The following is a 12,722-nucleotide window of genomic DNA, read 5'->3' on the forward strand; positions in this document are numbered from 1 at the left end:
TCTATACGAGGTGAATGATGAGAAACATGCGTAAAAATGGGGGCTTCACCCTGATCGAAATCATGGTGGTAATCGTGATTCTGGGTGTGCTGGGTGCACTGGTGGTGCCAAATATCATGGGGCGTACCGGTGAGGCTCGGGTCAAGGCGGCGACCGTGGACCTGCGGGCGATCTCCACTGCGCTCGATATGTACCGCATGGACAACTTTGTCTACCCGAGTTCTGACCAGGGCCTGGAAGCGCTGGTGACCAAGCCGTCCGGGTTCCCGGAGGCCAAGAACTGGAATGAGCCCTACCTGAAGAAGGCGCCGAAGGACCCCTGGGGTAACGAGTACCAGTACATCAGCCCCGGCAGCAGCGGTCCCTATGACCTGTTCAGCCTGGGCGCCGATGGCAAGCCGGGTGGCGAAGGCGAGGCCGCCGATCTCGTTGCGTCTGAACTCTGAGGCTGATCTGAGCCTTCCATGTGCGTTACAGCCCGCGACCAACAGGGTTTTACCCTGATCGAATTGCTGGTGGTGATTGTCATCATCGCCTCTCTCGCGGGTATGGCGACGCTCTCCCTGAACAATACCGATAGCCGACACTGGACCGGGGAGGTTCAGCGGCTGGGAAACCTCCTCAATCTGGTGGCAGACCGGGCGCTGATCGACAAGGCCCACTACGGCGTGGTGTTTGAAGAGCGCAGCTATCAGGTGGTGCGCTACGACTCCAGCACCATGAAATGGCAGGAGATCGACTTTTCGGCTACGCCAAATGCGGCCAATGCCCGCCGTTTTACCGCTCATGAGCTGCCGTCGAATATGCGCATAGAGGTGCTGTCGCAGACTGAGCTACCCGGTAATACCAGCAAGCAATCGAGTTTCGGCGGCAGCCGCCGTGGCAAGGGGGGCGGGCGCGATAAAGATGACAAAGAGGAGCTGCTGCCCCAGTTCGCGGCGCTTTCCAGTGGCGAAGTACTGCCAGTGGAAATCGGCTTCTTTCTGCTGAGAGATGGCGATATCGGTCGCGCTGCGATCATTTCCTACAGCACCCTTCACGGAATGGAGTTGGAGTGGCAGGCCGATGATTACTGACGTCCGTTTTCCCCGGTGCCAGCGCGGTTTCACTCTGGTTGAGGTTCTTGTCGCTCTGGTGATTTTCGGGGTGATTGCCGCGAGCGTTCTGAAGACCATGCAGGACAGTGTTCGGCAGCAGACGGCGCTGGAGGAACGTCTCGCCGCCAACTGGGTAGCGCAACAGGCCCTGGCGGAAATTCGCTTGCGCACTGACTGGCCACCGCTTGGGAAAAAGACGGAAAAAATGATCCTGTCCGAGCGAGAGTGGCAGGTCAGCGCCGAAGTGAAGAGCACCAGTGAACCGCGCATGCGTCATATTGTTGTGCAGGTCGGGTGGCCGGACAAACCGCCGATTCTCACTATCGACTCCTGGGTAGCGCAACCCGACCCCACGGCGATGGATTCATGAACGCGGCACTCCTCGGTCGCAACCGCGGCTTTACACTAATCGAAGTTATGGTGGTGCTGGTGATCGTATCGATCATTGGCATTGGCTCCTATTCGCTGCTTGAATCCTTCTTCACCACTGATCGGGTGCTGACCGCCCGCGCGGACGAAATGCGCCGTCTTTCCATGGCCATGTACCGGCTGGATGACGACCTGCGCCAATTAACCGTGCGTCCGATTAAAAACGCCTACAGCGGCTATGAACCCGCATTCCAGGGCGTCGCCAACGAATTCGAATTTACCCGCCTGGGGGCCGCCAATCTGACTGGTGAGCCCCGCGGCAACCTGTTGCGCCTGCATTACGGTATCGGTTACCCGGAAGAGGAGTCGGCGCGTAGTCGCGACCGCGACGAAGATGATGACTCTGCACTGCTCCTTCGTAGCCGCTGGCGCATTCTCGACCGCGGTCCGGACTCAGAGCCGGTCGCGGAGCCCATCCTGGACGGTATCCTCGATCTCAACGTGCGCTACTACGATCGCGATACCCAGGTCTGGCTGGCGCAGTGGCCGCCGGCGTCATCAAGCGCTACACCCGGTGAGGCGGACTTGCGGCTGCCCGAGGCCATCGAGATTACTCTGCTGACCCGCAAGGCGGGCGAGATGCACAGGGTATTTTCACTACCGGAATACACCATCGAGACGGGCGGCAGCTCAAGCTCGGGTGGCGATAATGGTGGTGATAGTGGTGAAAGCGATGGCGGCGGGGAGGGCGATGACGGCGGTGGTTCCAAAGACGACGGTGGCGGCTCAGGTGATCGCGGTGACTCTGAGAACGGCCGGAGTTCGGAGGACTCACCGTGATCCGCGTCGGTCTCAGACAGCAGCGCGGTGTGGCGTTGATCACGGTACTCCTGGTGATGGTTATCGCCATCGCCGCTGTTACCCACGCGGTCATGCGTAATCGCCTGGCTATTTCCCGTACCAGTGCGATTCTCGCGAATACCCAGCTGGCCGAATTCGTTCAGGGCGCCGAGGCTTGGGCCATCATCGCGCTGGAAAAGGACTTCGAAGAAGACCGAAACGCGGGTAATGCCAGTGACAACCTGCTGGAAGCCTGGGCTCAACGGCTGGCGGAATTTAATCCGAGCAACGGAAAAATACGCATACAAATCAAAGATTTGCAGTCTTGTTTTAATGTAAATAATTTAACGTTGAGTCGAGCCGGTGGCGGCGCGAATGAAAACAGCGAAATCCTCAAGCGGCTGGTGCGCAATCTCGGTGCCCGCCAGGAGAGTGCGCTCGCCATCGAGGATTGGGTCGATCCAGGGGATACCCCTCTGGCTTCGGATACCGAAGATACCGGTTATCTCGGTTTGGAGTTCGCCCATCGCACCCCCGATACCATGATTACCGACGTATCGGAACTGAGCGCCGTGCAGGGTATGGAGTCGGAGGAGTGGCGACTGATCGAACCGCAGTTGTGTGCGCTGCCGGAAGCGGGCACCAAGATCAACGTCAATACTGCCTCACAGGCATTACTGGAAGCCGTGTTCCCGAGCGGTAATATCGCCGGTTTGATCACGCAGCGGGAGAGCGGTACGCCTTTCATGCAGATGGCGGATCTGTCCGGTTTTGGGATTACCGGCGGCGGGGACGTGGATTTCAACAGCGCGTATTATGTCGCGCATATCGCTGTACAGCTGGGGCTGGAGCACCGCCAGTATTGGGAATCCATTCTGAAACTGGACACCAGAACCGGTCGAGTAAAAGTAATACAACGTCAGCGGCGGGAATTTTCCGGGCAGTTTTTGCAGGAATTACTGGGGGATTAATTGAGTCAGGAACTGAAATTATTGCGTCTGTGGGAGCCGGGGGCCGGTGCGCATTCCGGCGAGCAGATACTGCCGGCCGGTAGTGTGCTCCTGCAGCGTTGGCAGTCTGACGGTTGGCATACAGTCGCCATCGACGACGAATTCCAGAGGGCCTTCGCGGCGGATACCTCAGCGTCCGTGCCGGCGGGCGCCAACGATGCCGATGCCGCGGGAGCGGTGAGAGAGGCGGAGTTGCCGGATTCCAGCGCACTCGTTTTCGAGCCCGGTGAGCGGGCGGTGCTCATTCTGCCCGGGAGCTGGGTGTGGAGTGGTCTCGAAGTTGTGCCGCGTGCGGCGCGGCGCCAGAGCAGTGCCCTCGGCTATATGGTGGAAGACCAGCTGGCCGAAGACGTTGAAGATCTGCATTTTGTCTGCGAGCCGGTCGCGGGCGACCTCTGTAGCCTGATGGCGGCTTCCAACGACAAACTGGCCGCGCTCAAACAGCAGATCGAGCGCCTTGGGTGGCCGGTGGTTGCCGCTATCCCCGAATACCATTTGCTGGCTGCCGGTGCGGGTTCTGCCATCTGGCTGGAGCGCGACAAAGCGCATTTCTGGCAGGCGGAAGGACGTGGCCTGACCGTCAATCGTCCGCTTGCGGGCGTCATTGCGGAGAGCCTCTTTGCGGAGGAAGGTGAAAGCGAAACCACTGGTGCTGGGGATACCGGCGTCAAGCTGCGCCTGTGCGGGGATGTGAACGAGCTGGAACTCGCGACGTTTCAGCAGTTGGGTGAAGTTGCCGTGGCCGAGGGGGCGCCTGAGGAAGCCTGGTTGCAAGCGCAGGGAGCCAGTATTCCGGGTAATCTGCTGACTGGCGAATATCAGATTTCCCTCAAGACGGATGCCGGTCCATGGTGGAAAACACCCGCAATTGCGGTTGCGGCCTGTTTTGTGTTGCAGCTGCTGTTCTTTGTCGGTGCGGGTACCTTCTACAGAATTCAGGCGGACCGGGCGGACGACGCCGCGCGGACGCTGTTCAGTGAGATTTTCCCCGGCGATTCTCCCGGTGCGGATTTGCGCCGTCAGGTGACCGGTTACCTGAATCAGGCGGCCGGTGGCGGTGGCGAATTCGCCAGTCAGTTGCAGCAGTTGAGTGCCGTCTGGAGCACGGCCAATGCCGGGGACCTGAAGTTGCAGTCCCTGCGCTTTGACGGTAACCGCGGAGAGCTGGTGCTACAGCTGCGCGCGGCCAATCTCGGGCAGCTCGATGATGTGGTTGGCAAACTCAATGACGGAAGCCAGTTCAGGGCCGAGCTTCTTGCCGCGAATGAGCTGGAAAATGGTGTTTCCGGTCGGATTCGACTGCGCTGAGCCGCGCGCCTTTCGACCAGGCACAAGCGAATAAAACTATCAGTAAGATCATCGATCAGTATGAAACAGACCATTGAGCAGTGGCGTCGCAAATGGGTGGCCCTACCGGCCAACGACCAGCGCGCACTGGGATTGCTGGGGTTATTCCTCGGCGCATTATTTATTGTGTTTGGCCTGTTCAAGCCGGCGCAGTCGTATTTTGACAATGCCCGTACCGAGGCTGAGCAATCGCGGGAACTGCTGGCCTGGATAGAAAAGCAGCGCCCCCAACTGGAGCGTATCCAGCGCAGCAGTGGTGGGAATTCCCAAGCTCAGGGTACCCTGTTGCAGCGAGTGACGGCCGCGGCCAGCAACCACAAAGTCACCATCAAGCGGTTTGAGCCGGAAGGGGACGGCCGCATTCGTCTGTGGATTGACGAGGCCCGTTATCAGGATCTGCAGCCCTGGCTCAATACCCTGCTGCAACAGCGTTTCATTATCCGCTCGGTCAGCGTCGATGCGTTGGCGGAAGAGGGGATGGTGTCAGCCCGGTTGACTCTGGAGCGTTGACCCTTCAACCACATCGAGGGTGAATCCCCGGAGTTGTAGGGGCGCCGGCTTGAGGTGCGGCAATCCTGCATCGGGTCGAGAGTTCGCGACGGTGGTGACCCCTGGCGTATCTTTTGGAAGTCTGAGGGTGGGGTTTAATCGACAATTCTATTTTTTCGGTGAGTCTTTCGGGCTTTATTTATAATTCACCTGTTTTTGCGAAGGATAAACCTCTTTGCAGTGCTATCTATCCACCGCCCAAGGTGAAAATGTAGAACCAAATTCCACCGGAGATGGCGTGTAATTCTCCCTATACTCATGAGTATTGATGAGAAACAGGGGAAGAAGATGCTGTTAAGAGATTCCGGGACCAAACACCTTGTCGACGTTGCCGATATCGTTACCCTTGCCAATCCCTATGAGCTGACTGTCATCGGGCGCTACCTCTGGGGTGAAGAAGTGCAGGACCCTGAGGTGTTCGACAAGTCACAGCTTGAGTTCCTGTCCGGTGAGGCGCTGCCGCGCTGTTGGCACGACAGTCGCTACCGGGACCGGGAGGTTCGCCGCATCAAGTGCGGGACCCGCATCGACGACGGTGACTACTACCAGGGCGCGTAGACCTCCGGAAATCCCTTTCCCATCTGCCGCTAATTCGTGGTTTCGTACCAATACCTCCTATACAATACGCGCCAATTTTTCTCCGGTGCTGGACGTCGGGGTGTCGTTTCAAGCCTGGCCACCGAAGCGGAAAATTTGTGCCATGAATTTTGAGCTGTTTGAAGAGTATTCCCTGGTGTTGGGAATTGGTGGCCTGATCCTGTTCATGATGTTTATCGTGTGGAATCTGGCCAAGGAGTCCAAAGCAGGCCGCTTTGGTACCTTTATTCTGTTTACGGCCCTCGGCCTTGGTTTGCTGGGCTTTGTTGTGAAAACCGTATTGGTTGAAGTCATGGGATTGGGCCAGTAGGGCCTCAGTGACTCCAGGGCCGCTGCCAGCGCACGGCCGGATACAGGGAGCGTTCACCGGAATCGTCTTATGCCTTTATTTGATCACCCCGAACTGAAGGTCCAGAAGGACCGCCGTGTTTGCCGCAATACCGACACCCGTATTGCCAAATACAGCCGTCGTGGGCTTCTGTTCAGTCTGGCCGCGTTTGCCATCGCAATTGCTATTGGCGAACTGCGCAGCATAGCGCCGCGGCTGGTGCTGGTACTGGCCATTGTGCTGGTGCTGGTAACCCTGGTGCGGGGTTATTACGTTTTTCGTTTTGAACATATTTACGCTTCCGGCCCGAAACGCTGGCGGCACCGCTATTTCCTCGCCTCAACCCTGGGTGCCATCTGGTGGGGTGTGATTCTATTTTTCCATGTGTTTCTTCTGGGCTTCTCGCCCTCCACCCAGTTCCTGTGGCTGTATACCGTAGTTTTCTGTGCCAGTGTGGCGTCGGTATTCGCACCTTATTACCGGTTTCTCACCTGGTTTTTCGCGACATCCCTGGTGCCGGTGGCGCTTCAGGGGTTTATGACCGGAGAGATCCTCGGTGCTATCTATGGAGCGCTGACGCTCACTTTTGTGTGGCTGATGGCGCATCAGGCGCGGCGCGAGTCGGAGAATTACTGGGATCGCGTGGCCGCCATGCAGGAGTTGCAGCAGAAGGCCAGTAAATTGGCCGCGGCGCGTAAGAATTCGGATGCGGCGGTGGAAGTCACCAATGAGTTCCTGGCCAATGTGGGGCAGGAGTTCCGCAGTCAGCTGTCCGATTCGCTCGGTGCGCTTGCGCTGCTTGAAGGTGATCGCCTTTCCGAACGCCAGCGGGAATGGTTGCGACTGGCGAAATACGCTAACAACCAGCAACTCAAGCTGGTGGATAACGTCGGCATGTTTACCCGGGTGGCGCGCAAGGATATTCATCTGCGCCGGGCGCCTTTCAATTTGGTGCGAACGCTGGAGAAAGCATTCAAGGTGGCTGCCCGTGCGGCCCAGCGCCAGCGCCTCGAGTTCAACTTTCAGATCAGTGAAGATCTGCCGGTCATGGTGACCGGTGATAACCGCAAAACCGCGCAGCTGATCCGCAACCTGGTGGACTCCGCCACCGTCATTGCCCAGAGTGGCGAACTGTGGGGCGAGGTTGTATTCGAGCAGGTCGGCGGCGGGGAAGGGCAGCTGACCATCAAGTTGAGTGACAACGGCTGTGGTGAAATCCTTCCGGATGAGTCCGAATTGTTCGGTGCTTTTTCCCGCCGGGATACCACCCAGGTAACCACCGGGCTGAGTTTGAATATCGCCAAGGGGCTGGCGGAAGCCATGGGTGGCTTTCTCCAGCTGCACTCCTCAGACGATGGCAACCGCTATCTCGCGGTGATCAAGTTCGAAATCGAACCGAATCAGCGCATCTACTTGCAGCCGGACCGCCGTCTGCAGGACGTCGACGTTCTGCTGCTGCACCAGAAGGGCCTGTTTGTTACCGGTATTGCCCAGATGCTGCAATCTTTCGGGATGGAGGTGACGAGCAAACACTGGGCGGATGGCAGTACCGAGCCTACCGATGAGCTGTTGCAGGCGATCGCGCGAGGGCAGTTGGTCATTCTGGCGCCGGCCATGGGGGATTCCCGTCTACTGAGCGGTGTGACCCAGGTAATCAACTCTGCGTCGCGCAATAGTCCTGCGAAGTTTCCCCTGTTGTGCCTTGGCAGTCTCGGGCACAAAAAACATTTTGCCCCGCTGGCGGCCTCCGAGCCGGAAGCCCAGTATCTGCCGCGCCCGTTGACGCGCAAGGAATTTCATGACGCACTTGTTGTGCGCCTGTTTGGTGGCCTCAAGAAGTCCAGCCGCCGTGTGGTCTGCACCAGCGCTGAGGTTAACCGCAAACGCAAACTGTTGCTGATCGAGGAGTCGCGGCAACACCAGGGGGTTACCGAAGAAATGCTCCAGGCACTGGGTTATCAGCTGGAAGTGGTACCGTCCGTAGATGCCGCCCTGAGCCTGCTGCCCGACCACAGTTACGACCTGTTGCTGGTGGATTGCCAACAGAACACTACCCACAGTGCTGAAATCATTGAGCGGCTGCGCCATTGGGAGAACGAATTCTCACCCGATGACCGCTTGCCGATCATTGCCCTGACCAGTACCACGGAAGAACAATTTGAAGGGCGGTGCCTGGCGGCGGGAATGGATGATTTCCTTACCAAGCCGCTGAGCAAGGACAGCCTTGCGGAAACGTTGGAGCGCTGGGTTGGGGTGTAAAACGCAACTGCAAGCATAAAAATGGCCTGTCTAAGACAGGCCATTTTTGTTTGGGCGGGGCGCGCTTAGAACGCGTAACGCAGCCCCAGCTTCACCTGCCAGGTGGACTCGGCCGCCTGGAAACGACTGTAGTTTTTGTTTTTCACGCCATCAAACGGGGCATAGTAAACATACTGTCCCTGATCATTGATGTCGTAGTCGAACAGGATCTGCTGGGGGAACGACAGGTCGTACACCTTGCCCCAGTCGTCGTTCAGCAGGTTGGCGAAATTGTCGATAGTGAAATACACCATGCCGCGATGCTCCGGCATAAACCCGGGCACCTCCTGAGTAATGGCCAGATCCATGGTGGTTACCCAGGGCATGGTGTCGCTGTATTTGCCAGTATACCCTCCGGCGGCTCCCGCCACGCCGGCATCGCGCGCAATCGCCATGATTTCGTCGTAACCGAGGCCGGTGTTAAAATCCACGGTGGGGTCATCGGCTCCGGATGGAATATAGGCCAGGTAGACATCGGAGTCGTCGAAGTTGGTCTGATCACCAAGGCCCGCATCACGGAAGGCGCCGAGGGTCCAGGAGAACGGGCGCCCCGAACGGCGCTCAAGGAACAGGTTGAAGTTGGTGGCATATCCCTGGAAGAACTCGGTGCGGTAGCCGAGGTTCAGTACCACGCGGTGCTCAATTTCATAGTAAGCGGTGCCTTCAAGCGGCAGGTTGCGGCTCTCCACCACCTCGTATTGATAGTTGGACTCCGCCGTGGAACTGGTTCCGGGATTGACTTCAGTGATGTCCTGATGGGTGTAGGAGACGTTGAAAGACAGCCCGTTACTGAATGCCTTGTCCAATGCCGTTGACCACAAGATACTGCGACCACCGTCGTCGACGTTGGTGAGTTCCAGATCGTAGTTGTCTTCGAACTCGGTGCCCGCATAAACGTTGTCCCAGATAATCCGGTTACCCACGCGTTTGCCGTTGTCCACCCGCGACAGGTCACGCCAGTAAACGGCGTTTTCACGCTCAACATAGGTGAATTCGGTGGTCCAATTGAAATCGTCCCCCAGACCTAGAATCGCGAAAACGTAGTCCGCGGCCAACTGGTAGCGCCAGTCAGATGGCAGTTTGAAATCCGGGTCAATATTGTTGGTGCTACCGGCGCCGGGTGCCAGGCTGTTCAGGGCCTCGCCGGGGATGCGGGTGAAATCCACATCGTTTGCATCGAGGCTGGTGAGATAGACGGAATCCTTGGTGGTGCCATCGTTGGTATAGGCGTTGGAGACCCATACCAGCGGCATACCACCGCTGAATCGACCCACACCGCCGCGCAGGGTCAGGTCGTCGCGCAGGTCCCAGTTGAAGCCCAGCCGGGGCAGCCAGATGTCGCGTCCGTCCAGGTTTTCGGTATTGGAATAGCCGTAGGTCTGTTCAAAATTGCGGTTCGCATTCGGTGCGCTGTCAATGCTCAGTGTTTCATAGCGCAGACCGGCGACAAGCTCCAGACCCGCTGCAGGCTCCACAGTGGCATCCCCGTAGAGCGCGTAGGTTCTGCCGTTGACATCGTAGGCGATATCCTGGATGTCATTGGTGTAGGCGTTGCTGTACTGGAAGTTGTTGATTTCGCGGTTTTCGAAATCGTCAATACTGTCGAAGCTCCAGGTACCGGCGGCGTGGCGGCCGTAAAGGTTGTAATTCCAGGTGTCTTCGATTTCACCGCCAAAGCGATATTGCACGTTACCCGCGGTATAGAAGCCGTGGAGTCCCAGACTCCATACTTCGTTGGCGAGCACATTGGCGTGGCGGTTTTCATCGGCACCGGCAACGATGTAGCCACTGTCGGTGGTGATATTGATCTCGCCCCAATTGGCGCTGGTGAGAGAGGCCTGTTCGTAATCCTTGTAGGAAAGGCTTACCTCAGTGCTGAACACGTCGCTCCAGTCGGAGAACAGGTGGCTGCTGTAGTAGGTGGTGTCCTGGGCCATGGTCCAAAGGTTGGAGGCCAGGTTCAGGGTGCTTTCGCTGTCGGTGTAATTGTTTGCAGAGCGGGTTTCCTGGCTGGAATAGGTAAAGTCTGCACGGTGATTGTCGCCGATATTCCAGTCCAGTTTGATCAGGAATTTTTCATCGCTGTCGGGCTCTGGTGCAGCACCAATGGAATCCTCAAGGCCGTAGACATCGCGCATGATATCGAGCACACGATTCGCTTCCGCGGTACTGACCCGATGGTTGGACAGGGTGTTCAGATCGTAGTTGAACGCGATCTCTTCTTCCCATTTTTCATAGGATGAAAAGAAGAACAGCTTGTCCTGTAGCAGCGCGCCACTGAAGGTGGCACCGTAGGTCTGCTCCTCGTTTTCCACGTCAAACTCAGCCACACTACCATCTGTCGGCAATCGATCGTCTCGTGCGGTACCGGTCCAGGGTACGGATTCCATAAATGCACTGCCGTGAAACTCGTTGCTGCCTGACTTGGTCACGACATTGACATTGCCCCCGGTAAAACGTCCGATGCGCGCATCAAAAGGTGCGTATGCGATCGAAATCTGTTCCACTGCCTCCAGGGAAATTGGTGGCCGATTGGTTGGGTAGCCGTTGGATTGCAGACCAAAAGTATCATTGAGCCCCACGCCGTCCACGGTGAGTGCGTTGTACTTAGGGTTGCTTCCGGCGATGCTCAGTTCCGTACCGTCCGGGCTCACAACCGCCAGCGGGTTTGCACGGATGACATCCTTGATATCGCGATTGAAGGTGGCGGCAGTGGCAATCTGATCCTCGCCAAATACGCCACTGGAGCCGCGATTGCTGTAATTATTGGCTTCAGCGGTGACCACTACTTCTTCCACCGCGTTCACTTCGAGATTGTCGCGATCCAGCTCGATGGGCAGGTTCAAGGCATTGCCCAGACTGAGATAGACGCCTTCCAGGACCTCTTCGCCCGCGTCGGATTGCACGCGAATGGTATAGGGACCTCCCACACGCAGACCGGAAACATTGAAGCGGCCACTGTCGTTACTCTGAATGACACTGCGGCTTTTTGACGGCTGGTGCACGATAGTTACGGTGGCATTTTTCACCGGCTGGCCGGCCTCGCTGGTCACTAGACCGCGAATGGATGACGTGGTCTGCTGGGCAAACGCCGCGGGTGCCATACCCAGTGTGGCAATTACCGCGGCCGAAATAAGGGCGCGCGGAAAATGGCTGTGATTCATGAAACTCTCCTGATTTCGTATTTACCGCAGAGCAGTCGTCGCCGCACTGCAGTTCCCTACATTGGTATCTCTGATCGTTCTTTATGTGTTCACCGGAATTCCGGCGCGCCCATTCTGGTCAGAGAGTTTTTCAGGGGAGTTAAGGATCTGTGTCCGGATTGTCGCAAAATGGTTACCGTTGATACCGGCTTCTCGTCGATCCAGAAATTGTCACACTCATTCTCTAGGCTTTGCTCCGCTATCGTTGGTGTGTACGTTTTTTGGGGGAGCCATGAACGGAATTTTTAAAATCAGCAGTTTTCTTGTGGCAGCGCTACTGTGTTCGCCGGTGTTGGCGTGGGGCCCGGACGGGCACCGCGCCGCCGGTGAAATCGCGTGGCAACTGCTCGAAAAAGATGTGCGGGGTGAGGTAACACGTTTGCTACGGCTGAAGGGCGAAGGCAGCCTGGCAGAAGCGGGTACCTGGGCGGACCGTATTCGCGGCGATGAGCGCTATAACTGGGCCGCGCCGTTGCATTACATCAATCTGCCGGTGACCTGGCAGACCTACGAACCGTCGCGGGACTGCCCTTCACAGGGCTGTATTCTCAAGGCTATCGAGACCTATCGCTCACAGCTTGCCGATAAAACATTGAGCGACCGTGAGCGGGCAGAGGCGCTGCTCTTCCTCGTACACTTTGTCGAAGATATCCACCAGCCGATGCACACCGGACTGCGAGACGATCGCGGTGGCAATGATGTAAAGGTTTCTTTTTACGGATTTGAAACCAATCTTCACGCACTCTGGGACACGTATTTGCCAGCGGGTTTTGTCGAGGACTGGAAGGTATTCGCAACGGCGCAAGTAGATCGGATTAATGGTGGGGAGCTGGCGAAAGCAGAGCTAGAAATCCCGGAAGTCTGGGCGGAGGAATCACACCGGCTTGCGCACTCCAATGCCTATACCGGAAGCGCGAAGCTGGGTGATGACTACTATCGGAAAAACAAACCGGTTGTCGAGCTTCGGCTGCGTCAGAGTGGTGTTCGTCTGGCAGCGTTGCTGAACCAGACGTTGGGAGATTCCGAGCGCGACTGAACGGGAAAATAAAAAAGGCTATCGTATACGTCGCGACGGCCTTTTTGT

12 protein-coding genes are annotated in these 12,722 nt (G+C 57.4%); 11 read left to right on the forward strand and 1 reads right to left on the reverse strand.

Going from position 1 to position 12,722, the window contains the following annotated elements:
- The first annotated feature begins 17 nt into the window (after positions 1 to 17).
- The 10 genes from gspG (at position 18) to C3938_RS15335 (ending at position 8,396) form a co-directional block, all read left to right on the forward strand.
- On the forward strand, positions 18 to 446 hold the full coding sequence (gene gspG / locus C3938_RS15290) for a type II secretion system major pseudopilin GspG (RefSeq protein ID WP_105104092.1): 429 nt from the start codon (positions 18 to 20) through the stop codon (positions 444 to 446).
- Positions 447 to 464: 18 nt separating this feature from the next.
- Positions 465 to 1,076 (forward strand): type II secretion system protein, encoded by a 612-nt coding sequence (locus C3938_RS15295; protein ID WP_105104093.1) that lies wholly within the window; start codon positions 465 to 467, stop codon positions 1,074 to 1,076.
- Complete coding sequence (gspI, locus tag C3938_RS15300; protein WP_105104094.1) at positions 1,066 to 1,467, forward strand: type II secretion system minor pseudopilin GspI; 402 nt, start codon at positions 1,066 to 1,068, stop codon at positions 1,465 to 1,467. Before C3938_RS15295 ends, gspI begins: the two co-directional genes overlap by 11 nt.
- Positions 1,464 to 2,306, forward strand: coding sequence for a type II secretion system minor pseudopilin GspJ (gene gspJ / locus C3938_RS15305; protein WP_105104095.1), 843 nt, complete (start codon positions 1,464 to 1,466; stop codon positions 2,304 to 2,306). The genes gspI and gspJ overlap by 4 nt, the downstream gene beginning before the upstream one ends.
- Complete coding sequence (gene gspK, locus C3938_RS15310; protein WP_233998943.1) at positions 2,303 to 3,277, forward strand: type II secretion system minor pseudopilin GspK; 975 nt, start codon at positions 2,303 to 2,305, stop codon at positions 3,275 to 3,277. The genes gspJ and gspK overlap by 4 nt, the downstream gene beginning before the upstream one ends.
- Positions 3,278 to 4,624 (forward strand): type II secretion system protein GspL, encoded by a 1,347-nt coding sequence (gene gspL, locus C3938_RS15315; RefSeq protein ID WP_105104096.1) that lies wholly within the window; start codon positions 3,278 to 3,280, stop codon positions 4,622 to 4,624.
- 60 nt (positions 4,625 to 4,684) lie between these two features.
- Positions 4,685 to 5,173, forward strand: a complete 489-nt coding sequence (gene gspM, locus C3938_RS15320) for a type II secretion system protein GspM (protein WP_105104097.1) — start codon at positions 4,685 to 4,687, stop codon at positions 5,171 to 5,173.
- Positions 5,174 to 5,500: 327 nt separating this feature from the next.
- Positions 5,501 to 5,770 (forward strand): acetyltransferase, encoded by a 270-nt coding sequence (locus tag C3938_RS15325; RefSeq protein ID WP_105104561.1) that lies wholly within the window; start codon positions 5,501 to 5,503, stop codon positions 5,768 to 5,770.
- 142 nt (positions 5,771 to 5,912) lie between these two features.
- Positions 5,913 to 6,119, forward strand: coding sequence for a DUF2788 domain-containing protein (locus tag C3938_RS15330; protein ID WP_105104098.1), 207 nt, complete (start codon positions 5,913 to 5,915; stop codon positions 6,117 to 6,119).
- A gap of 69 nt (positions 6,120 to 6,188) precedes the next feature.
- On the forward strand, positions 6,189 to 8,396 hold the full coding sequence (locus C3938_RS15335; protein WP_105104099.1) for a hybrid sensor histidine kinase/response regulator: 2,208 nt from the start codon (positions 6,189 to 6,191) through the stop codon (positions 8,394 to 8,396).
- A gap of 65 nt (positions 8,397 to 8,461) precedes the next feature.
- Here the strand turns inward: C3938_RS15335 and C3938_RS15340 are convergent, their stop codons facing one another.
- Positions 8,462 to 11,599, reverse strand: a complete 3,138-nt coding sequence (locus C3938_RS15340; RefSeq protein WP_105104100.1) for a TonB-dependent receptor — start codon at positions 11,597 to 11,599, stop codon at positions 8,462 to 8,464.
- Between the two features lie 271 nt (positions 11,600 to 11,870).
- Here C3938_RS15340 and C3938_RS15345 point away from each other — a divergent pair, with 271 nt between their 5' ends.
- Positions 11,871 to 12,674 (forward strand): S1/P1 nuclease, encoded by an 804-nt coding sequence (locus C3938_RS15345; RefSeq protein ID WP_105104101.1) that lies wholly within the window; start codon positions 11,871 to 11,873, stop codon positions 12,672 to 12,674.
- Positions 12,675 to 12,722: the final 48 nt, after the last annotated feature.

Origin of the sequence: Microbulbifer pacificus, assembly GCF_002959965.1 — a bacterium.
In the GTDB taxonomy this organism is placed as follows: domain Bacteria; phylum Pseudomonadota; class Gammaproteobacteria; order Pseudomonadales; family Cellvibrionaceae; genus Microbulbifer; species Microbulbifer pacificus_A.